The sequence below is a fragment of the Arthrobacter humicola genome (assembly GCF_022803015.1).
Lineage (GTDB): Bacteria > Actinomycetota > Actinomycetes > Actinomycetales > Micrococcaceae > Arthrobacter > Arthrobacter humicola_A.
Genome location: NZ_JAFKON010000019.1, coordinates 1 through 20,825, shown reverse-complemented (window position 1 = coordinate 20,825; position 20,825 = coordinate 1). Strand labels below are relative to the sequence as shown.

Annotated in this window: 19 protein-coding genes and 2 pseudogenes; 15 read left to right on the top strand and 6 right to left on the bottom strand. The window is 65.7% G+C overall.

Annotated features, from left to right (window positions below; all coding sequences use genetic code 11):
• Positions 1-83: 83 nt before the first annotated feature.
• On the bottom strand, positions 84-1,337 hold the full coding sequence (locus ARTB_RS20805) for a mechanosensitive ion channel family protein (protein ID WP_243182195.1): 1,254 nt from the start codon (positions 1,335-1,337) through the stop codon (positions 84-86).
• A 240-nt stretch (positions 1,338-1,577) separates the two neighbouring features.
• Between ARTB_RS20805 and ARTB_RS20800 the strand changes: the two genes are divergently transcribed.
• The gene (locus tag ARTB_RS20800) at positions 1,578-2,369 is read left to right on the top strand and encodes a hypothetical protein (protein ID WP_243182194.1); all 792 of its coding nucleotides are present in this window, start codon (positions 1,578-1,580) and stop codon (positions 2,367-2,369) included.
• Between the two features lie 15 nt (positions 2,370-2,384).
• Positions 2,385-3,293 (top strand): hypothetical protein, encoded by a 909-nt coding sequence (locus tag ARTB_RS20795; RefSeq protein WP_243182193.1) that lies wholly within the window; start codon positions 2,385-2,387, stop codon positions 3,291-3,293.
• A 20-nt stretch (positions 3,294-3,313) separates the two neighbouring features.
• Here ARTB_RS20795 and ARTB_RS20790 read toward each other — a convergent pair whose 3' ends face one another.
• Positions 3,314-3,589, bottom strand: coding sequence for a YegP family protein (locus ARTB_RS20790; protein WP_243182192.1), 276 nt, complete (start codon positions 3,587-3,589; stop codon positions 3,314-3,316).
• Positions 3,590-3,819: 230 nt separating this feature from the next.
• Here ARTB_RS20790 and ARTB_RS20785 point away from each other — a divergent pair, with 230 nt between their 5' ends.
• From ARTB_RS20785 to ARTB_RS20775, 3 genes are all read left to right on the top strand, one after another.
• A complete protein-coding gene (locus ARTB_RS20785; RefSeq protein WP_243182191.1) occupies positions 3,820-4,137 on the top strand; it encodes an acylphosphatase in 318 nt (105 codons plus the stop codon).
• An 86-nt stretch (positions 4,138-4,223) separates the two neighbouring features.
• Entirely contained in the window at positions 4,224-4,559 is a 336-nt protein-coding gene (locus ARTB_RS20780) for a cupin domain-containing protein (protein ID WP_243182190.1), read from the top strand.
• A gap of 69 nt (positions 4,560-4,628) precedes the next feature.
• Positions 4,629-6,023, top strand: coding sequence for a diacylglycerol/lipid kinase family protein (locus ARTB_RS20775; RefSeq protein WP_243182189.1), 1,395 nt, complete (start codon positions 4,629-4,631; stop codon positions 6,021-6,023).
• A gap of 37 nt (positions 6,024-6,060) precedes the next feature.
• Here the strand turns inward: ARTB_RS20775 and ARTB_RS20770 are convergent, their stop codons facing one another.
• Positions 6,061-7,674 (bottom strand): PucR family transcriptional regulator, encoded by a 1,614-nt coding sequence (locus tag ARTB_RS20770; RefSeq protein WP_243182188.1) that lies wholly within the window; start codon positions 7,672-7,674, stop codon positions 6,061-6,063.
• Between the two features lie 149 nt (positions 7,675-7,823).
• Between ARTB_RS20770 and ARTB_RS20765 the strand changes: the two genes are divergently transcribed.
• The 9 genes from ARTB_RS20765 (at position 7,824) to ARTB_RS20725 (ending at position 16,099) form a co-directional block, all read left to right on the top strand.
• Entirely contained in the window at positions 7,824-9,098 is a 1,275-nt protein-coding gene (locus ARTB_RS20765; protein WP_243182187.1) for an alpha-hydroxy acid oxidase, read from the top strand.
• A 78-nt stretch (positions 9,099-9,176) separates the two neighbouring features.
• Positions 9,177-10,079: an ABC transporter substrate-binding protein gene (locus tag ARTB_RS20760; protein ID WP_243182186.1), complete on the top strand. Its 903-nt coding sequence runs from the start codon at positions 9,177-9,179 to the stop codon at positions 10,077-10,079.
• Positions 10,080-10,085: 6 nt separating this feature from the next.
• Positions 10,086-11,105 carry an amino acid ABC transporter permease gene (locus ARTB_RS20755; RefSeq protein ID WP_243182185.1) on the top strand — a complete coding sequence of 340 codons (1,020 nt, stop codon included), beginning with the start codon at positions 10,086-10,088 and terminating at the stop codon, positions 11,103-11,105.
• Complete coding sequence (locus ARTB_RS20750) at positions 11,102-11,869, top strand: amino acid ABC transporter ATP-binding protein (RefSeq protein ID WP_279294495.1); 768 nt, start codon at positions 11,102-11,104, stop codon at positions 11,867-11,869. The genes ARTB_RS20755 and ARTB_RS20750 overlap by 4 nt, the downstream gene beginning before the upstream one ends.
• A gap of 159 nt (positions 11,870-12,028) precedes the next feature.
• Positions 12,029-12,838, top strand: coding sequence for an alpha/beta fold hydrolase (locus ARTB_RS20745; protein WP_243182184.1), 810 nt, complete (start codon positions 12,029-12,031; stop codon positions 12,836-12,838).
• Between the two features lie 88 nt (positions 12,839-12,926).
• The gene (locus ARTB_RS20740; RefSeq protein ID WP_243182183.1) at positions 12,927-14,288 is read left to right on the top strand and encodes an MFS transporter; all 1,362 of its coding nucleotides are present in this window, start codon (positions 12,927-12,929) and stop codon (positions 14,286-14,288) included.
• 91 nt (positions 14,289-14,379) lie between these two features.
• A complete protein-coding gene (locus ARTB_RS20735; protein WP_243182182.1) occupies positions 14,380-14,793 on the top strand; it encodes an ester cyclase in 414 nt (137 codons plus the stop codon).
• Positions 14,794-14,939: 146 nt separating this feature from the next.
• Positions 14,940-15,110 carry a GNAT family N-acetyltransferase gene (locus ARTB_RS20730; RefSeq protein WP_243182181.1) on the top strand — a complete coding sequence of 57 codons (171 nt, stop codon included), beginning with the start codon at positions 14,940-14,942 and terminating at the stop codon, positions 15,108-15,110.
• Between the two features lie 155 nt (positions 15,111-15,265).
• Positions 15,266-16,099: a sulfurtransferase gene (locus tag ARTB_RS20725; protein ID WP_243182180.1), complete on the top strand. Its 834-nt coding sequence runs from the start codon at positions 15,266-15,268 to the stop codon at positions 16,097-16,099.
• A gap of 53 nt (positions 16,100-16,152) precedes the next feature.
• On the opposite strand, the gene ARTB_RS20720 is transcribed toward ARTB_RS20725, so the two are convergent.
• Positions 16,153-16,455 (bottom strand): hypothetical protein, encoded by a 303-nt coding sequence (locus tag ARTB_RS20720; RefSeq protein WP_243182208.1) that lies wholly within the window; start codon positions 16,453-16,455, stop codon positions 16,153-16,155.
• A 609-nt stretch (positions 16,456-17,064) separates the two neighbouring features.
• Between ARTB_RS20720 and ARTB_RS20715 the strand changes: the two are divergent.
• Positions 17,065-17,585, top strand: a pseudogene (locus ARTB_RS20715) (IS30 family transposase); the annotation flags it as partial.
• A gap of 83 nt (positions 17,586-17,668) precedes the next feature.
• Here ARTB_RS20715 and ARTB_RS20710 read toward each other — a convergent pair.
• Positions 17,669-18,624 (bottom strand): annotated as a pseudogene (locus ARTB_RS20710) (IS1595 family transposase).
• 300 nt (positions 18,625-18,924) lie between these two features.
• Positions 18,925-19,275, bottom strand: a complete 351-nt coding sequence (locus tag ARTB_RS20705; RefSeq protein WP_243182179.1) for a DUF3846 domain-containing protein — start codon at positions 19,273-19,275, stop codon at positions 18,925-18,927.
• Positions 19,276-20,825: the final 1,550 nt, after the last annotated feature.

Genomic DNA, 20,825 nt, shown 5'->3' with positions numbered 1-20,825 from the left:
ATTGATCAGTTGGCGGGGGCTGGGAAGACCTGCCCGGTCCGGCTGTGCTGTCGTGCTGTCCAGGCGTAGCCGCCCGTCCCCGGCTAGTTCTGCGAGGCGATGGCGTTGTCGCGGTCCTCGAAGACGTCCTCGCCCGGTCCGGAGAAGGCCTTGGAGCGCTGGATCGCCTCGATGGATCCGGTGAACAGCTGGGAGTCGTGGGGATCCGGGTGCCGGTGGTGCTCGGCCGTAGCAGTAGCCTTGCCGGGGCGCTTGGGCCCCACGACGACGTCGGACGCGTGGCCGGAAGTGGACGCCGCCAGCGCCGACGGCAGCGATTCGAGGCGGACGTGGGGGAGCGCCGTCGGGTGGTCCTGCTGCAGGAACAGCACCAGTTCCTCGCGGATCAGGCAGCGGAGGTCGAACAGGGAGGCGCTGTCCGCGGCGCTGACCAGGATGCGCACGCGGACAAAGCCGGCGGTGGCGTCCGTGATCTGCAGGATCCCCACACGCTTGTCCCACAGCGGCGTATCGGCCAGGACCTTCTTCAGCTCGCCGCGCATTGCCTCGACGGGAGCGCGCCAGTCGAGGTCGAACTCGACGGTGCCCATGACCTCGGACTGCCGCCGGGTCCAGTTCTCGAAGGGGGTGGTGGTGAAGTATGTCGAAGGCAGGATCAGCCGGCGGTCGTCCCAGATGTGGACCACCACGTAGGTCAGGGTGATCTCCTCGATCCGGCCCCATTCCTTCTGGACCACCACCACGTCGTCCACCCGGATCGCGTCCGTGAAGGCGAGCTGGATGCCGGCGAAGACGTTGACCAGCGAGGTCTGCGCGGCGAGGCCCGCGACAATCGAGATCACGCCTGCGGAAGCCAGGAGCCCGGCGCCGAGCGCCTGGATCGCGGGGAACGTCAGCATCATGCTGCCCAGGGCCACCACGGCGATCAGTGCGACGCCGATCCGCCGGGCCAGGATCACCTGGGTGCGCAGCCGCCGGGCGCGGCGGTTGTCCGCGACATCCACCCGGTACCGGGTCAGCACCATTGCCTCGATGATGAGCAGCATGGCGATGGCCAGCCAGGCCAGTGAACCGATGAGCGCAATCAGCAGCAAATGGTCCAGGCCGTGGCGCCATTCGAGATCGCCGCCGCTGGTGGCGAGCGCGATCCGGACGGCGATCAGGCACAGGGACAAGCGCAACGGCAGCCGGGCCACGCGCGAGATCTCGCGCAGTTCGGGCTTGCTGCGGTTGAGCCGGAGCACAATCTTGCGCACCAGCCAGGACAGGACGAGCCCGGCAACCACGGCGAGGGCCATGGCCAGGAACGGCATTGCTTGGGTGAGGAACTCTTGCATTACTTAAGCTCTAGCAAGCTTCCACGGGCAACTGAAATCGCCGGGATGTCAACGTGGGTCTCCTCACGCCGCGGCAGGAGCCGGCGGGCACGGCAGGTCTTCGGCAGGTTCCGGCGCGGGCCAGCGCAGTCCACCGCAGTTCGACCGCGGGCCGGACGCAGTCCGGCCGCGGACCCGGACAGAGTTCGGCCCGCCACTCCGGGACTTTTGCCTCTTGATTTTGCTGACGGACGCTCCAGAATGGTCGAACCACTTGAATCCCAGGGGGAGGGTGACATGCGTCGACTCGCGGCGTTCGGCACGGCAGCGTCGGCCGGCTTCTTGGTTGCGGCGCTGCTCGGCTCCTGCGGTGCGCCCGCGGGCCCGGGTCCGACGTCGCCGTCGATGCCCACCGTGCCCCCGCTGACATCCGCGCCGGCCAGCAGCGGCGCCGCCGATACCCCGCCCACCGAGCCGCCCTCGGCGCCGGGCACTCCGGCGCCGACGGCGGCGGATTGGCAGAGCGTCAAGACCCCGGACGGGAAGCTCGAGTTCGATCACCCCGCCGAGTGGACCGTCAAGGACCGCGGCGCCGAGGCCGCGCCCGGCGGCGTGTTCCTGGAGGTCCTGAACGCTGGCGGCAAGTCGCTGGCCACCTTAAAGACCAACGTGGCCCCGGGTGCGGAATGCACGCAGCGGATCCCCTACCAGGTGCTCGATCTGGTGCAGGTTCCGGCCCTGGCCCAGCAGGGCGTCACGCCGCACTTCATCTTTGAGTTACGGCTGTATCCGGCCGAGAAGGACCCCACGAAAGCCAACGTCATGGCTTACGGCATCAGCTCAGCGCCCAAGCCGTCCGGCCCCGATGCCTGCCCGATCTTCCAGTTCTTCACCTGGCCGCCCAGCGGAGCGTCGTTCGGGGGCGTTTATAACCCCTTCGACACGACCCCGGGCAACGAGCCCTTTGTCGACACCCCGGAGGCCTACCTGGAGACCTCCGAATACCAGGACATCAGGAAGATGATCACCTCGCTGCGTCCGGCGGGGCAGTAGGGCCGGCCCGGGCTCATGGCGAGGCGGCTCACACCGGCTACGGATCCGGCACCATTTGTTTCGGCGCTGGTGCTCGCGGCCCTGCTGCTGGCCGGCTGCGGGTCACCGGCGGCGCCGCCTGCGACATCCGGTGCTGCGCCGGAGGCAACGTCCGCAGGTCCGCCTGCCGGCGCTACCCGGCCGGGAGGCACCCAGTCGGGAGATCCTTCGCAGGGGACACAGGGAACCACGCCGTCGGAGTCAGCCACGGACACAGCATCGGGAACGGCTCCGGGGAGCACCGCGGCGGCAACCCCGACGACGTCGGACCTCCCGCCGTCGTCGTCCGGCTGGAAGACGTTCACGACGTCGGACGGGACGCTGAGTTTCGACTACCCGGCCGCGTGGGAGATCCGGGACCCTGCGGGGGAGGCGCCGCTGGGCGGTGAGTTCGTGGACGTTGTGAACGCCGCCGGGAAGCAGATGGCCGCGCTGCGCACGAACATCGTCACGGGCGCCGAATGCGGCGATCAACAGCCCTACCTGCTCATCGATTCTCAGCCGATGCAGGCGCTCGCGGAACCGGGTGCGGCGGACCAGAGCCCGCCGCGCTACGTCTTCGAGGCCCGGGGTGACTTCAGTGCAGCGGAGGCTTCGCCGCCCACCTACGCGTCGTATGGCATCACCATGATGCCGGAGGAGACCGGGCCTACGTCGTGTCCGATGTTCCAGCTCTTCCTCTGGCCGCCCAGCGGCGCGCTGTTCGGGCAGGCGTATGACCCCGGGAAAAACACGACGCCGGGGGACCCCGGGCTGCCGTACCTGGAGAAGGCGAAGCTCTACGCCAGCACTGCGGAGTACCAGGACGTCCGGAGGATGATCACGTCGCTGCGTCCGGCGGGCAACGGCGAGGCCACGGGCAGCGTGACGGAACCGGCGAAGTAGCTGGGTTAGACGACGCTGGGTTAGACAGCGGGCAGGTGCCGGTGGCGGTGACGGTGTTCGCGGACCGCAGGTGTCGGCGAGGCATTCCTGCCGCCGCGCTGCCCGGTCCACGGGTTGCTGCTGACCTCCCGGATCAGCCCGGTGCCGGCGCACTCGCGCACAGCCATGATGCCGTCCGCCGCCTGGCGCTTGTCGTCGAATGCTGTGGAAATCGCCAACACGGTCCCGTCGGCGGCGAGAAGCCGGAACCGTACATTGGATTCCGCGTCGGTGAAGATTTCGAACTGTCCAGCCATTGTCTTGTCCTTGTCTAGCGGTGGTGACCGCCGGTGGAGGGTAAGAGCACTTCTTTGTGCTGTTGCCGGGTCTTCGACAAATCGCTGCAGTGCCGGTAGCCACCCTTTCGTGGACGGCGTCCCCGGGAAAGAGGCAAAGGTCCCTTGGTGTCTGGCGGATGAGACTGGGCCGGCCTAACCCAACCCTGCGTGACGAAACCGGGCGCCCGGATGGGCGCTACATTGGGAACATGGCTGGCAAACATCCTGTGCAGTTTCCGGCGGATTCCGGCGAGCCCGTGCGGCTGAACGCGCGGGTGTCCGGTGTGGTCCAGGCGGTCGGCTTCCGCTACTGGACGGTCCGGAAGGCCGAGGAACTGGGGCTCAGCGGCACGGTCCGGAACAACACCGACGGCTCCGTGGGCATCGTGGCCGAGGGGCCGCAGTCCGTTGTGCTGGAGCTACGGCGCTGGCTGCGCTCGCAGGAGGCGCCCGGCCGGGTGGAGGACGTCGAAGAATCGGTCTCGGCCGCGACGGGGGAGTTCGGCGGATTCGACGTGGCCTACTAGGGCTGCAGCTTTCCGGTGCCGGTATTGTGGCCGGTCCGGGGCGAAGGACCCTCGGCAGGGGCCCGGTTTCTGAGTAGGGTGGCCCCATGCAGAAGATATCGCTCGATGCCCTTGCCCGGCAGCAGCTGGCTGCAGCGGTCGCGGCACCCAGCGGACGGGCCGCGGACACTGCGTTTGGCGGGCATGAGAAAGTCCTGCGGCAAACCGTCATGGCGTTCAGGGCGGGGACGCAGCTGAGCGAGCACCAGAACCCCGGCGAGGCGACCGTGTTTGTGCTCCGCGGCTGCGTGCGCCTGCGGGCCGGCAACGAATCGTGGCAGGGCAAGTCCGGTGATCTGCTGATCGTGCCCGACGGGCTGCACAGCCTGGAGGCCGAGGAAGACTCGGCGATCCTCATGACCGTGGCGAAAATCAAGACCTGACGGCCCAGCCGCAGGCGGCGAGACCGGTCGAAGCCACTCCAGGGGCCGGATTACCGCAAGGAGCAGGACATGACTGTCATCCCTTTCGACGAGGTCCCACAGACCCGGCGGTGGTGGGCGAGGGCGGCCTACGCCGCGATTCTCTTGGCGGTGGCTGTCCCTTTGGTGTCTGCGGGATTGGCAGGCACCATCGCGTTGGTCATGATCGATGCCGGCGCCGTGTTAGTGACTGTGGCTGCGATCTACTGGTTCCTCATCAGCCGCGGTGTCCTGCGCTGGTGTGCGCTGGCGCTCGCGGTATTGGCCCCGCTGGTGCTGGTGGTCCTGCACATCCAGGCGGGTCTGCTATTGGAGATGGTGCTCTCGATTGCGCTGGCGTTCGTGGCCTTGGTCTGTGCCCGTGCCGCGCTCCGGGAAAGGGGTGAGGGCAAAGCCATGCCCGAGCACACCGCCCCTGCTTGGCAGCATGCTTTCCTGGTGATGAATCCGCGTTCCGGCGGGGGCAAGGTGGTGAAGTTCGACCTCCAACGGAAGGCGGAAGAACTCGGCGCCGAGGTGGCGCTTCTTGCGGGACCGGGACCGGTGGACGTCGACGCGTTGGCCCGGCAGGCCGTGGAACGCGGGGCCGATCTGCTCGGCGTCGCCGGTGGGGACGGAACCCAGGCGCTGGTCGCCGGCATTGCGGCCGAGCACAACCTTCCGTTCCTGGTGATCAGCGCCGGCACGCGCAACCATTTCGCCCTGGATCTCGGGCTGGACCGCGAGGACCCGACAGGCTGCCTGGATGCCCTCCGGGACGGGGTGGAGCTTCACGTCGACCTCGGCAAGATCAACGGCCGCACCTTCGTCAACAACGCATCCTTCGGGGTGTACGCCGAGGTGGTGCAGAGCCCTGCGTACCGGGACGACAAGGCCGGTACCGTGCTGGAGATGCTTCCGGACCTGATTAGGGGCGATAAGGGTGCGCGGCTGCGGGCGCAGGCGGACGCGGAGACAGTGGACGGCCCGCAGGCGGTGCTGGTGAGCAACGGTCCGTACGGCAGCAACGACCTCGCCGGCCTGGGCCGGCGAACCCGGCTGGACCGCGGCGTGCTCGGCGCGGTGGCGATTTCCGCCGCCAGCACGCGGGAAGCGGTCGGCCTGTTGCGCCGTGCCACGAAGCGCGGCCTGATCCAACGCGCGGCGGCGGAGGTGGTGGTCGACGCCGACGTGCCCGAGATCCCCGTCGGAGTGGACGGCGAGGCTCTGCTGATGAGCACGCCGGTACGGTGCACCGTCGAACCCCGCGCACTTCGGGTACTGGTTCCGCGGAACCGTCCAGGCGTCCCGCCAGCCCAACCGGCGCTGGATCTGGTCCGGCTCCGCGAGCTGGCGTGGGGCCGGCACGTGTCTGCACCGCCTGCGCCGTCTGCGCCGTCGTCCGCCGCTCCCCCCGCGGCTCCGCCCGCCGGCGGGGGATCGTAGCCCCGGCAAATCTGGCCTGACCCGTGAATGACGGCGACTAGTTGTGCCGTGCCCACAACTGCAGCCACACGAGGAGGCGCGTTTCGGCGTCGTCGAGGTCGATGCCGAAGAGCGGCTCCACCCGGGACAGGCGGTACCGCACCGTGTTGACGTGCACGTCCAGCGCCTTGGCGGCGTCGATCGCGTTTCCGCCGCAGCTGAGGTAGGCGTAGATGGTCTCCTCGAAGGACTTCTTATGCTGTTCGTCGTACGCCGCGATATTCAGCGCGTGCGATCCGGGCAGCTGGCCAGCGGCCGTCAGGGCCGAGACGAACTGGCGCAGAAGCAGACGCGAGCCCAGGGAGTCGTCGTCGGCCACGATGTCATCGGAATCGGCGGCGATGCGCCCTTCCGCGACGTTGCGCACAAGTTCGGACAGGACCAGTTCCGCGTTGACCCTGGAGTCCTCGAGCCGGTCAATCGTCGCCGCGGCGCCGAGCGCGGCCAGGACCGGGCGTGCGAGCAGCCGGCGCGCATTCTGCACAATTTTCAGAAGCGCGGTGCGCTGGAAGTGGCGTGAGGTTTCGGTGGTCTGGGGCAGGACGATGTAAACGATGTTGTCCGAGAGCCCGCAGACGGCCGAGGGCAGCCGGATGGCGCAGGCAGTCCGGATGGTGTCGAAGAGCCGGAGGCGGGACTGCAGCGTTTCGGCCGCGATGGCCTCGGACGGCCAGACGCCCAGAGCCGCGACCCGGATCGACGGCGCCGAGATCCCGAGCCTGATGGCGGCCAGTTCGGCGCGTTTCGGATCGAACAGCAGCGGCTGGACCAGATCGATCTGGCGGGTCAGGTTCGAGACGTAAGTGGTCCGTTTGTGCAGGATGTGGAGCGCGGCCACGTTGGCCGCTTCGCGCAGGATCCGGTTGGCGTCCTCGTTGTGGTGGTCCGCCAGTTCAAGGAGCCAGAGCGAGCCCAGAACGGAGTCGCCGGCCCGGATCGCGATGGCGGTGCGCCGGAGCGAGGGATCCTGCGTGGCCACGTCCAGCGCATCGGCGGCGGCATGGACACGGCGGTAATCGTTGTCCGTTTCCACCGAATGCGGCACCTGCAGGCTCAGGATGGAACTCCGGCGCGTCTCGTCAATGGGCTGGTCCGGGAGGGTGGAGTACGCCAGGATTGTTTGCTCGGGATCGGCGATCGCGATGGCACCGCCGGCCTGGGCCGCCACCGTGTTGGCGAGGTCGAACAGGTCTCCGGGCCGGATGTCCACCAGGGTCCGTCCCGATTGCCGGTGCGGGACCACTGCCGCGTCCATGATCTCCGCGAGCTGGTTCCAGGGCACCGAGTCGGAGGCCCGGAAAAGCGCCATCCCGTTGTCCCGCGCGGCTGCCCGCAGGACTTCGTCCGAGGTGCCGTTGGATTTGTAGACGACCGCCACGTACCCGGCGTCGCTGAGTTCCCGCACTTTCGCGCCCAGACGCTTCCCGGAAAGGGACAAACCAATGGCCAGGGCAACGGCACCCGGGAACTTGGCGGGCCGCGCCGTCGAGTCGTAGAGAACCGAGCCGGCGACAATCTGCCGGTCATCTGACGGCATTTCCACGAGGCTGAGGATTTCCGAGCCCGCCGAGCGGGCGACGTCGGCCAGCGTAGGCAGCGCATGCGTATCCACCTCCGGTGCCTTCACCGGGACACCCAAGAAGCTGTTTGGTATTCGCTACTAATGATTGGCCCCTCAATTTGTCGATAACTCCATGGTGATGCGGAGCTTCATTTCCTACGCTGAACCATAACGCAGGACAGTTCAACGGAAGGCCGTCATTGAAAATCAGCGAAGCCAGGCAACTCGTCCAGGTGAAAGCTCCCGTCTTGTCCCGCCAACGGCGTGTGCTGGCGGGCGCCTACAACGTCGAGGAATTCCGGAAATCGGCGCGCAAGGTCTTGCCGGCCGGGATTTTCGACTATCTCGACGGCGGATCCGAAGACGAAGTGACGCTGCGCCGCAACAGGGCCGTCTTCGATGCCTGGGCCCTCATGCCCAGCTGGGGCCCGGTGTCCGGACCCGAAACGACGACGACCCTGCTCGGAAAAGAAAGCGCGCTGCCGCTGACCTTGACCCCCACCGGGGCGACCCGGCTGTTCCATCCCGAGGGCGAGCTGGCCGTCGCGGCCGCCGCCGACCGGGCCCGCATCCCCTATGGGTTGGCCGGCCTGAGCACCGTGCCCATGGAAACCATCGCAGAGCAGCACCCGTCCCTTGACCGCTGGTTCAACTTTGGCCTCACTTCCGACGCCCAGGCGATGAAGAACAAACTGGCCCGCTGCAAGTCAGCCGGATTCAACACCCTGATTGTCGGCGTCGACACGCGGGCACTGGGCTCCAGGGAAAGGGACCTTCACAACGGATTCACCGCCCCTCCCGCGCTCACGCTGTCAACCATCGCGGACATCGCCCGGCGCCCTTCGTGGTGGGTCAACTTCTTGAAGTCGGACGGCATCAGCTTCCCGAACCTGGATCCGCAAAGCCCCGCCGCCTCCTCCGTGGTGACCCCGACCATGTGGCAGCACATCCTGGGCCACTCGGATGCCAGCAGCGGCTGGAAGGAACTTGAGGCCCTGCGGCAGGCCTGGCACGGCAAAATCGTGCTCAAGGGCTGCGTCAACCCGGCCGACGTCGCGAAGGCCTCCCGGATTGGCCTGGACGCCGTCCAGTTGAGTAATCATGGCGGCCGCCAGCTCGATCACATGCTGAGCCCCATGGACGTCCTGCAGGAATCGCGGCAACGGGTGGGCGATTCGATCGAGATCTACGTGGACTCCGGCATCCGCCGGGGGAGCGACATTCTCAAGGCGCTGGCACTGGGGGCCGATGCCTGTTCGATCGGCCGGGCCTACCTGTACGGATTGGTGGCGGCCGGCTCACCGGGCGTCGGACGCATCATCGACATCTTCGGGGATGAACTGCGGCGTACGATGACGTTAGTAGGCGTCTCCAGTATTTCCGAGTTGAAGGCCCGGGGCGGGGAAATTCTTCGGGATATTCGTCATTCCGGAGAACTTCTTGAGACAAGAGCGTCGGAAAACACGAATTCATGAGTTTTGAATAAGCAGTCATGCAGTGCCCTCCCGCAGCGTTGCGGGAGCCTAGAGAATCCCTGAACAGCTAAGGAAGCCATGCGCACCCGATACCTTCTTCCCGTTCTCACCATAGCCACGGCGCTCTCGCTCTCGGGCTGTGTCAACAACAGCGAACCCGCCGCCACCGGCTCGGCATCCGGTACCGCTGACACCATCGACGTGCAAAAGAATGACTCCATTGCCGCCTCGCTCCCGGAAAAAATGAAGAGCTCCGGCGTGCTCAACGTCGGCATGGCCAACAACTACCCGCCCAACGAATTCAAGGACGATAACGGCGAACCGGCAGGCTGGTCCGTGGACCTCACCAATGCCCTGGGCAAGGTTATGGGGTTGAAGGTCAACTTCGACATCGGCACCTTCGATAACATTCTGCCGGCAGTAAAGGCAGGGAAGGATGACATGGGAATGTCGTCCTTCTCCGACACGCTGGAACGCGAAAAGCAGGTGGATTTCGTGAACTACTACTCGGCCGGCATCCAGTGGGCGTCGCCCAAGGGCAAGAATGTGGACCCGAACAACGCCTGCGGGCTCAAGGTCGCCGTCCAGGCCACCACCTATGAGGACACGCATGAGGTCCCGGCCAAGTCGAAGGCCTGCACGGATGCAGGCAAGCCGGCGATCACCATTTTCAAGTACGACGCGCAGGACCAGGCGACCAACGCCCTCGTGGTGGGACAGGTCGACGCGATGAGTGCCGATTCGCCCGTGACTCTGTACGCGATCTCCAAGACCAAGGACAAGCTGCAGACCGCCGGCGACGCCTTTGAGGTGGCGCCGTACGGGATGCCCGTGGCCAAGGGCAGCGAATTTACCCCGGTCCTGCAGAAGGCGCTGCAGGCTCTGATCGACGACGGCACGTACAACAAGATCCTGTCCAAGTGGGGCGTCGAATCCGGTGGCGTCAAGACAGCAACTCTCAACGTGGCAGCCAAAGGGTGATAGCAAATGAGCGAGCCGGAATCCGACAGGATGATTGAGTCGGAGCCTGACAGGAAGCACCGGGACCGGAGCGGGCAGGACACGGACAACTCGCCGGCGGAGGCGATCGTGGCGATCCCGCTGCGGCACCCGTGGCGGATCGTGATTGCCGTGGTTCTTTTGCTCGGGTTGGCGGTATTTGTCCTGGACGCCGCCCAGCGCGCGGACTATGGCTGGCCGGATGTGGGCAAGTACATTTTTGACCGCCGGATCAGCCAGGCCGCGTGGGTGACGCTGTGGCTGACCATCTACTCGATGATCGGCGCGATCGTCATCGGGCTGCTTCTGGCCATCATGCGGCTCTCACCAAATCCGGTGCTCAAGAGCATCGCCTGGCTGTACATCTGGATCTTCCGCGGAACCCCTGTCTACGTGCAGTTGGTGTTCTGGGGCATCGTGGCCCTGATCTACCCGGTGTTCACGCTGGGGATTCCGTTCACGACGCCGTGGGTCACCGTCCCGAACGAGATCTTCACGAACCTGTTCATTACCGCCGTGATCGGGCTGGCCCTGAACGAGGCCGCCTACATGTCTGAAATCGTGCGTGCCGGCCTGCTGTCCGTGGACGAGGGCCAGGCGGAGGCTTCCACGGCCCTGGCCATGTCCTGGGGCCAGACCATGCGGTATGTCGTGGTTCCGCAGGCCATGAAAATCATCATTCCGCCTACCGGCAACGAAGTGATTTCGATGCTCAAGACCACCTCCCTGGTGGCAGCGATCCCCTTGAGCATTGACCTGTACGGGGTGTCCCGCGGCATATCAGCCGTGACGTTCACACCCGTGCCGCTGCTGATTGTGGCTTCCCTTTGGTATCTGCTTTTCACGTCGATCCTGATGGTCGGGCAGCACTTCATTGAAAAGCGGTTCTCGCGCGGAACCGGGCGGGTCAAGATGGGCAAGGAACCCGCGGGGTCCGCGCCGGCACCGACGGCCGGACCTGGCGCGCCGGGTGCACCGCTCGGGACAGATTTTGGAGGTAAGGGATGACCGGCGTGCCAATGGTTCTTGCGGAGAAGGTTTCCAAGAATTTCGGATCCAACAGGGTCCTGCGTGGGATCAGCCTGGAGGTCGACCCCGGGGAGGTTCTCTGCATCGTGGGGCCCAGCGGTTCGGGCAAGTCGACGTTCCTGCGCTGTATCAACCACTTGGAGGTGGTTGACGGCGGCCGGCTTTCGGTCGACGGACAGCTGGTTGGCTACCGCCAAAAAGGCGAGAAGCTCTACGAACTCAAGCTCAAGGAAGCTGCTTTCCAGCGCCAGGAAATCGGAATGGTCTTCCAGCGGTTCAACCTGTTCCCGCACCTGACCGCAGTGGAGAACATCATCCTGGCTCCCATGCGGGTGAAGAAGATTTCCAAGGCCGCTGCCACGGCACGGGCCATAGAACTGCTGGAGCGCGTGGGGCTGGGGGACAAGGGCGACGCCTACCCGGCGCACCTTTCGGGCGGCCAGCAGCAGCGGGTGGCCATTGCCCGGGCCTTGGCCATGGACCCCAAACTGATGCTCTTCGACGAACCGACCAGTGCTTTGGACCCGGAGCTGGTGGGCGAGGTGCTCGATGTCATGAAGGGACTGGCCAAGAGCGGCATGACCATGATTGTGGTGACCCACGAGATGGGGTTCGCCCGCGAGGTGGCGGACACCCTGGTCTTCATGGACGACGGGGTGGTGGTGGAGGCCGGGGCTCCCCGCCAGATCCTGAGCGATCCGCAACACGACCGGACCAAGGCGTTCCTCTCCAAGGTGCTGTGACATTCAAGGTTGACGGCGCGGCGGTGGGCCCTGGCCTCTCCGGGGAACGGCCGCCGCGCCATAGATCTCGGCTGCGGCGCGGGCAAGGAAACACCTTATCCGGCAGGACTTCCGCCCGACCTCATCGACCGAAGAGGTCTCCGAGAGGAGCAGTACGTTATGGGTGATGCCTTCAACGCCGTGGATGGCGTCCGAATTTCCTTTCAGGAGCAGGGCGCCGGCCCCACGATCGTTCTGGTGCACGGTTCAGGGCTGTCCCGTGCCATTTGGCGGGGACTGGGCTACACGAAGGCCTTGCAGGAGCGCTTTCACGTGGTGACCCTGGATCTGCGGGGACACGGCCGCAGTGACAAGCCGCATCACGAAGACGCCTACAGCATGGACCTGCTCGTCGGGGATGTGGCGGCAGTCCTGGACGCCGCCGGCGCGCAGGCAGCCCACTACGTGGGGTATTCCGCCGGCTCGAGAATCGGATTCTCACTGCTGGCCAGCAGTCCCGAGCGCGTCAAGACATTTACGGCTGCGGGCGGCACGTACCGCTCCCCGGCCGGGCAAATCGAATCGATCTTCTTCCCCGGATATGACCAGGCCCTGGAACGGGGCGGAATGCCGGAATTTCTGCGCCAATGGAGCATCGCCACGGGCCGCGACCTCGATCCGCAGACGACCGCCGCGCTGCTGGCCAACGACCCCGCGGCCCTGCGCGCCTACTTCCGGCGGAGTGAGAACGAACCCGGAATCCCGGAGCCGGTCCTACGGACCCTAGACACCCCCACCTTGCTGCTCGCCGGCACCGAAGACCCGCTTCGGCATGCGGACTCGGAACGGGCGGCCCAGCGCATGCCCAGGGCACAGTTCCAGGCCCTGCCCGGCCGCAACCACGGCCAGACCCTGGTTCCCGCCGGCCCAGTCCTCAGCATGGTCACTTCATTCATCACCTCGGCTGCCAGCGCGGCGAACAACGGCTAGGCAGGGAGGGCTGACGCCAGAGCGACGACGACGGCGGCATGCGTCGTCTGGTTCGATTTCGCCCGGGGTCGTAGGACAGACTGTTGCCGTGAGCAACTCTCCCCGTGCAGGCCTGGCCGTCGCCGGCCTCAGCCTCGGCACGTCGCTGAACCCGTTGAATTCGTCGATGATCGCCGTCGCCCTGGTGGTGCTGCGCGAGGACTTCGGGCTCGACGTCGCCACGGTCACCTGGGTGATCACGGCGTTCTACCTCACCTCCGCGGCCGGCCAGCCGCTGATGGGCCGGCTCGCGGACCGCTTCGGCCCGCGGCGGCTGTTCCTGCTGGGCATGGCCCTGGTGGCAGTGACCTGTGCGCTCGCGCCTTTTGCGCCGAACTTTGCGCTGCTGTGCGTGGCTCGCGCCTTCATGGCCCTCGGCACCGCGACGGCGTACCCGAGCGCCGTCGTCATGGTCGCCGCGCTGGCGCGGGAGGCGAACGTGAAGTCCACCCGGCCGCTGGGCCGGATCCAGATGGCGAACACGTCGGCGGCCGCCGTCGGGCCCGTGGTGGGCGGCCTGCTGGTGAGCCTGGTGGGCTGGCAGGCGCTGTTCCTGATCAACGTCCCGCTCTCGCTGCTGGCGATCCTCGTGGTCCGGCGCTTTGCCCCGGCCGACGGTGCCCGGGAACGCGGCCGGGTGTCGGAACTGGTGCGCGACTCTGACCTGCCCGGGATTGGGGCCTTCATCGGTGCCCTGGTGCTGGTGATGATGGCGATGCTGAATGTGCTGCCCGACTACCGCTGGTGGCTGCTGGGCGGCGGGCTGGTCCTCGCGGCGCTGTTCGCGTGGCGGGAGCTGCGGTTCAGCCCGCCCTTCCTTGACCTGCGGCTGCTGGGCCGCAACCGGCCGCTGCTGCTGGTCTACCTGGGTTTTGCGCTGTTCAACGGCGTCTACTACTTTGCGTTCTTCGGGCTGCCGCAGCTGCTGCAGACCGCGGGCGGCTACAATCCCGGCGTCGTCGGCCTGCTGATGCTGCCGCTCGCGGCGATCTCGGTGGTCGGGACGCCGTTCGCGGTCCGCGCGATCGACCGGGTCGGCGTGCGGCGGGTGCTGACCGCCGGCGTCGTGCTGCTCCTCGTCGCGTCTGCGGCGATGTGGCTGCTGACGGTCTCCCTCGCCGTCCCGCTGGTGCTCGCGCTGACCGCCCTGCTGGGTGTGCCGTACTGCGTGGTCGCCATTTCCTCAAGCCAGGGCATGTACGTGTCCACCCGGCCGGAAGAGCGAGGGGTGGCCGCGGGGATCTTCCAGACCTGCCGCTACCTCGGCGCCATCACGGCCACCGTGCTGATCGGCATCTTCTACGGCAGCGGCGTGACGCAGGCGAACTGGGGGCTGATGGTGTTCGTGATGCTGGGGCTCGGCGCGGTGGTGCTTGTGGTGTCGCTGCGGTGGCGGGAGCGGCGGGCCTGAGGTCCGGCGCTGCAGGAGCGTGAGCCGTTGATGTGCCATGGCCGGAGTGGAAGACTTGGGCTGCGGTCTCATCCACTTTAAGGAGTTGGAAATGGCTGACGGGACTGGATTGATCAAGCGGTTCTACACAGAGGTGATTGGGGACGGAAATCTCGCCCTCATTGATGAACTGGTCAGTGATGACTTCGTCGATCACGACCCCCTACCCGGACAATCGCCCGCCAAGGACGGCGTCGGGTACTTCGTCAACACGATGCGGGCGGCATTCCCGGATCTTAGGGCCAAGACCACCGAACCGGCGCTGGTAGATGGAAATCTCGAGGCGCAATACGTGGTCCTGACTGGAACGCATCAGGGAGAACTGATGGGCGTCGCGCCCACCGGTCGGAGCGTCGAATTCAGCGGCGTCGACATCATCCGCGTCGACGGCGGCAAAGTCGTCGAGCACTGGGGGGCCACGGACACTATGACCCTCATGCAGCAGATCGGCGCCGTACCGAAGTAACGCGCAGCAATTTTTCGCGGCTGGGGGAAATTCCCCGGCTACGGTTTCTGGGCCGCGATCGAGAAGTCAACTAATGACTTCCTCGGCTGGTTCCACACCGGCCCGCCCCCGGGGATCCACTCGATGAGCCGGAACTCGGCTCTCGCTTGCGTTGCGAGGCCTGGGGAAAGGGGTACGCGACTGAGGGTTCCCGTGCCCTGGTCTCCAAGGGTTTTACCGAGTTCGAAGGGCGGCGGGTCGTCGCTCCGAGCATGGCAGTCAACACAGCCTCGCGACGGGAGATGGAGAAATCCGGGATGCGTCTAGTACGTACGTAATGGGTATCTGCTTGGCTGAAGTCGTCCCGCAATGGCCGGGCTGATCGGCGACCTGGACTGCCCCTGATCAGGCCGCAACGCAGGGATGTGGCACGGCAATCTCGATATATGAGACATTCTGTCTTGAATTATGGACTTTCTGTATATCGTGGGGCATGGACGCGACTCAGGCAATCCCGGACTCTATTCCTCCTTTCGTCGACGGAGCCTGGCTTCAAAGGCACCGCGATGGCGTGGTTGTCGCTGACGCGCGCTGGTACCTCGACGGTTCCTCTGGGCGGGGGGCGTACGACAGTGGGCACATCCCATGTGCCGTGTTCGTGGACCTCGACGCGTGGCTGTCCGGCGGCGCCGGTGCGAAAGGGCTCAATCCGCTGCCCGATCCGGCCGTGTTCGCCCGGGGGATGTCTTCTCTCGGTGTAGGCGACGACTCGACGGTCGTCGCCTACGACGACGCCGGGGGCGTCATTGCGGCACGGCTCGTGTGGATGCTGCGGGCGCTCGGGAAGCGGGCGGCGTTGCTCGATGGCGGGATTGCGGCATGGCCGGGTCTGCTCGACAGAGACCCTGTGCATCCTGCGCCAGCGAGCTTCACAGCGGCTCCATGGCCCGAGGAGTCCCTGGTGCAAGCCGACGACCTCGAGGCATGGGCCGGCATCGTGGTCGATGCCCGCCATGCCGACCGCTTCGACGGCAGCCTTCAGCTCCCCACGGATCCCCAAGCCGGGCATATCCCTGGCGCGGTGAATGTGCCATGCCGAGAGAATCTCGACTCCGTTGGCCGGCTGCGGCCTATCGCCGAGGTACGCGAGGCGTTCGCGCGTGCCGGGGTCCGGGACGGCTCTGCTGTCGTTTCCTATTGCGGATCGGGCATCACGGCGTGCCACAACCTGCTGGCCCTCGAACATGTCGGGCTCGGTCGTGGCCTCCTCTACCCCGGCGGCTGGTCCGAATATGCCGAGGACCCGCGACGCATCGCAGAGAGGTAGAGCAAGCCGAGGAGGTCCTGGAACAAGCCCGCGTCACATGGTCCCAGACGTAGTCACTGGTCGCTGTCGCAGGGGATGACGAGGTCCTTCAGCGGCGCGGGGTCGGTGTTCGTGGCCTGTTGGAGGAGGCGGTAGAACAGCAGCCCGCGGCTGGCTGAGGTGCGGCGGTCCGGCGGCAGCTCGGTGCGTTTTCCGTACCAGCGCGGGGGGTCGGCTTTAAGGGAGTCAGGCTTTCCGGCCCGTGTCTTCCGTGTCGTCGTCAGCGGGGCCAGGAGCTGCATCCTCAGCGTCCAGCGCACCGTCTCCACCGCCGCTGGGGCGCTCCGTTTCGCCTTCTCCGTAGTCCCCTTCGGCATATCCTCCGGTTGCCGGTCCGGCCTGGTCCCCCACTGTCCCGCCTTCGCCGTAGTCCCCTTCGGCATATCCTCCGGCTTCCGGTCCCTGGTCCCCCACTGTCCCGCCTTCGCCGTAATCCCCTCCGGAGTATCCTCCGCCTTCCGGCCCGGTCTGGTCCTGGCTAACCGTTCCGCTTTCGCCGTAATCCCCGCCGGAATATTGGCCGACCTCCCTTTCAACGGGGGGTTTCGGGGTGCTGTTATCGTGCTGTTGGGCTGCAGATTCTGGGTTCTCGGACATCGAAAATCCTTCCTTGAAGGATCGTGTGCCCGTGCGAATGCAGAGGCATCACGGCTTCGCGACCGAGGACGAACCGGCGGGCGAGATCTGGCGGGCAAGGGGAGATCTGCTGCTCTACCGATACCGAGACCGGCCTGTGTGTTAATTCTACTTCCAGGGGTCCCTCCGATGACGTCCCGATTGCCTTATCGCCAGGTGGCAGGATGGGGTCCATCATGGACAGGCGGTTGCGGCGCGCTCCTGACGCGGAATGGGTGTTCATGTACCGGCTCGGACTGAGCCGGAAACGCATCGCTGAGCTCGTGCGTGTTCATCCCGCCCTCGTCGGCTACCAGTCCCTGTACGTGCAGTCCCGCGGGGCGCTGAAGCGTGATCTGGCCGCGTGCCTGCGCACCGGGCGGGCGGTCAGGCAGCCCTGCAGGAAGGCCGGTCAGCGGAAGAACCGGATCCCCGGGATGATCAATATCTCCGAACGTCCACCCGAGGTTCAGGACCGTGCGGTGCCAGGGCACTGGGAGGGGGATTTAATCATCGGCAAGGGGAACCAGTCCGCGATCGGGACGCTGGTCGAACGGACCACCAGTTACACGATGCTCGTGCACCTGCCGGACGGGTGAAGATCGACGCCGGCATCGACATCTACTTCTGCGACCCGCACTCGCCCTGGCAGCGCGGCATCAATGAAAACACGAATGGCATGCTGCGCCAGTATTTCCCCAAGGGCACGGACCTGGGCATCCACAGCGCGGCAGACCTCGACTGGGTTGCCCAGGAACTCAACGACCGGCCGCGCAAAAGACTAGCGTTCAGGAAACCGATCGAACTGATCGAAGACCTCCTGTTGCAATGACCGCCTGAATCCGCCGATCCCTCGCCGGGCGGGCAGTTAGTTGCCCCGACCGCCTTGGTCACCAGGTCCCGATGGCGATCGATTCACTCGGGGGCTCGGTGCGGGTCCGCCTCGTGGGGAATGACTAGGTCCTTCAACGGCGCCGGGTCTGTGTTCGTTGCCTGCTGGAGGAGCCGATAGAACAGCAGCCCGCGGCTCTTGGCGGTGCGGCGGTTGAAGCGGAAGGTGAACTCGTCCAGGTAGTAGGCCAGCTGCTCCCTCGAGATGCCCTGATGCAGGGTGCCGTCGATCCAGCGTTTGAGCTGGGAGGCGGCCATGTGGACGGCGGGCATGTTGACATACGCGGGGATGACCGATCCGAGCTGGGTAAAGTACTCGTGCTTGTAGCCGAGGTCGGCGAAGCGCCTCAGCTGTCTTGCCCCGTCGGTGCGGATGGTGGAACCGGGGGCGACGACGCGCTGGCCGAACTTCACCAGGGCGAGCCTGCGGTCGGCCGGCCCGGGCTCGAGGCGGATCCGTCCGATCCGGTTGTGGTCCAGGTGCTCCGCGGCGACCAGGACCGAGATCTTGTCGGGGCCGACGCCGGGCATGCCGCGGTGGACCCCACCGACGAAGCACTCGTCGACCTCGACAAGCCCGGAGAGCATCTCGCGGTCGGGCCGGACCACGGCCCGGCGCAGCTTGTGCATCCACGCCCACGCCGTCTCATACGATCTCATCCCCAGGACCCGCTGGAGGCCGAGAGCGGACACGCCGTTCTTCTGAGACGTCACGAACCACACCGCCGCGAACCACGTGCGCAGCGGAGTGCGGGTGCGGGCGAAGATCGTCCCGGCCGTCACCGACGTCCGGCGCGAGCACCCCTTGCACATCCACAGCCCGGCGCCCGTGCGCCAGTAGTCGCGGTTCCCGCACTTGGGGCAGACGAACCCGTCCGGCCATCGCAGCTTGGCCAAGTACTCGAGACACGCCTCATCGGTGCTGAACCAGTCATGGAATTGCCCGAACGTGTTGGGTAGTCCACGCCGGCCCGCGGCATCTGCGGCAGCAAATCGGCCACACCCCGGCCTACTTCAGCCAAGCAGATACCCAATACGTACGTTCGTCGCTGCGTGGCCAGTGTCCATTCCTGGCGATGAACACGGCGATGTCGAGTACGCGATCTCCCGAACTGAATGGGAGCTAGGCCGGACTGAATCGCCATAACGGAGACTCTGTAGACCTGCGTACCAGCGACGGGCGTTAGGACGCGCCTGGGCAATTCCTTGGCTTGCCCGTGGCGCGGCGGCGTCCTGACCCTTCAGTAGACCGCCGGTCTCACTGCGCGGTGCGCCTGCAGCTACGCGGCCAGTGCCGCTCCGAAGAGGCGTTCGGCCAAACGAAGCAGATGTACGGGTGCATCTGCATCCCAGCCGTTGGTCCCTTTGCCGAGGAAGACGGCGGTCCCCCCGACTGCCGCCTCAAGCGGGACACCCGCTTCCCGGATCAGCACTTCGGCTCGCAGGTTGAGAGGTAACGGAATAGCCTCCGCCTCGTCATTCAGATAAACGAGCCAATCCATGTAACTGATTGCTTTAATATTTCCCTCCACCAGGACCTGTCGAGAGACCAAATCATGGTCGATGTCGTCGATGCCAATAGGGCTACTAAGGCGATGGGGAATAACCAAGGCGGCGCAGGTCGGTCCCATGATTGATCCTTTCCTCAGGGATAAATCCGGACTAGCAATGTGAAATCACTTCATTAAATTACAGCTGAGATGGCATTGGGCCGTGATGAGCCTCTAGTAATTGTCACGCAATGTAAATCCTGAGGCGCGGTCGGGACTGACCCCTTTCCTTGGTGTTCGCGAGTCGCGTTCGCCGGCCACCACCCCGGCAGGTCAGCCGTTAGAGCGAAACGGCCGGCCTGCATGGGCGCTTTCGGAGGCGGACCTCTCCGCCCTCGCATTCCAGCATTACCGGCAACGGCGTCCAGCACTTGGTGACACCATAGCCTTCGCTGGAACGTTTTAACGGTGATTCTTGCGCTGCTTCTGGAAGAGTGACTCGCGACTGTCAGCCTTGGCTCTTTTGTCGGCCCTCTTCTCAAGAAGCGACTTCCCGGGCTTTTTTCCAGTGGTTTTCTTGATGCTTTTTCCTGCCATGGAGTATCGGCCTTTCTTAACTCTGACTACACATCACCATACCCACTTTAAATTTAAATTCCAGTCGGTCTGTTTGCACGCGGTCGTGGATTTCCCTGGAGATGGACTTTTGTTGTCATTGCCGCTCTCTGGCTCTCCGCGGCCGCGCTACCACCGGTGCTGTTGATTGAAGATTCCTTCCTCCGGTACGACGTGGGGCAGTGCTGCCTTCTGACAACAGGTCATGCCCTCCGGCCCTCAGGAGTTCGGGGGCATCGTCGTGCGGTGGGTCAACCAGGTATACACCTGCGTGATCGGGGCAGAGTCGAGCGAGGCGGGGAGCAGGAAGGCCTTGGGCAGGTTCTGTCCGGCCGGGTCGAAGTAAGCATCCGGATTGGTCCCGGGTTCCCTGGGAATCGGTGGCGAAGTGCTGTGCCATGTTCCCGGCCGTGGCTTGAGTTACCGATTCGATCAGCAAACGCAGAGGCGGAAAGAACGTTCACGGCCGACCCGCAGGGTCACTGGCAGTCAGATTCCACCTGGTCGAAGGCGGCGAGCCCGTCGCGCAGGTTGCCCGCGATCTCAGAATGTCCAGGGCAACATTTCATAGACGATCGCGAGCACTCACGAACTAATCGCGTCGCATCCTCCTTAGAGCGACACCAGTCGATCACAGAACGCCGCCAAAGAGGGATCAAATCCTGATCGGGGGCTTCTTCAGATGCGACTATCTAGTACCGCCTGCACCTTCTCGAACGACTCGGTCCATCCGTTGCGGTAAAAGTCCAGCCGTTCCTCCGTCAGGACCGGTCCCTGCGAGAGCATCAGGCGCGTGCCGGTGCCGGTACTCCCGAGAGAGCCAGTACTCCCGAGTGAGAGGTCGACGACGGTCTCCCGGTCGTCCGGCATCGGTTCCTCCCAGCGGGGGGGGGGGGGGGGGGGGGGAAACCAAGGCCCCAGGGGGGACGACTTTCAGGAAATCGCCGGGGAGGGGGAAAGGTTCCCCCGGGGGGGGGGGATTGGGGGGAGGGAAGGGGCCGCCCTCGGGGGGGTGCAGGTGGGGTGGCGGGGTAGGTAAGGCCTGGGGGCCCCCACCTTTCCCCGGTTCGGGTGGG

Coding starts and splice junctions, on each gene's coding strand:
- ARTB_RS20705 (WP_243182179.1), bottom strand. CDS start 19,275: ATGGGACCGACCTGCGCCGCCTTGGTTATTCCCCATCGCCTTAGTAGC.
- ARTB_RS20775 (WP_243182189.1), top strand. CDS start 4,629: ATGACTGTCATCCCTTTCGACGAGGTCCCACAGACCCGGCGGTGGTGG.
- ARTB_RS20760 (WP_243182186.1), top strand. CDS start 9,177: ATGCGCACCCGATACCTTCTTCCCGTTCTCACCATAGCCACGGCGCTC.
- ARTB_RS20785 (WP_243182191.1), top strand. CDS start 3,820: ATGGCTGGCAAACATCCTGTGCAGTTTCCGGCGGATTCCGGCGAGCCC.
- ARTB_RS20720 (WP_243182208.1), bottom strand. CDS start 16,455: ATGCCGAAGGGGACTACGGAGAAGGCGAAACGGAGCGCCCCAGCGGCG.
- ARTB_RS20755 (WP_243182185.1), top strand. CDS start 10,086: ATGAGCGAGCCGGAATCCGACAGGATGATTGAGTCGGAGCCTGACAGG.
- ARTB_RS20780 (WP_243182190.1), top strand. CDS start 4,224: ATGCAGAAGATATCGCTCGATGCCCTTGCCCGGCAGCAGCTGGCTGCA.
- ARTB_RS20795 (WP_243182193.1), top strand. CDS start 2,385: ATGGCGAGGCGGCTCACACCGGCTACGGATCCGGCACCATTTGTTTCG.
- ARTB_RS20805 (WP_243182195.1), bottom strand. CDS start 1,337: ATGCAAGAGTTCCTCACCCAAGCAATGCCGTTCCTGGCCATGGCCCTC.
- ARTB_RS20750 (WP_279294495.1), top strand. CDS start 11,102: ATGACCGGCGTGCCAATGGTTCTTGCGGAGAAGGTTTCCAAGAATTTC.
- ARTB_RS20790 (WP_243182192.1), bottom strand. CDS start 3,589: ATGGCTGGACAGTTCGAAATCTTCACCGACGCGGAATCCAATGTACGG.
- ARTB_RS20800 (WP_243182194.1), top strand. CDS start 1,578: ATGGTCGAACCACTTGAATCCCAGGGGGAGGGTGACATGCGTCGACTC.
- ARTB_RS20735 (WP_243182182.1), top strand. CDS start 14,380: ATGGCTGACGGGACTGGATTGATCAAGCGGTTCTACACAGAGGTGATT.
- ARTB_RS20745 (WP_243182184.1), top strand. CDS start 12,029: ATGGGTGATGCCTTCAACGCCGTGGATGGCGTCCGAATTTCCTTTCAG.
- ARTB_RS20725 (WP_243182180.1), top strand. CDS start 15,266: ATGGACGCGACTCAGGCAATCCCGGACTCTATTCCTCCTTTCGTCGAC.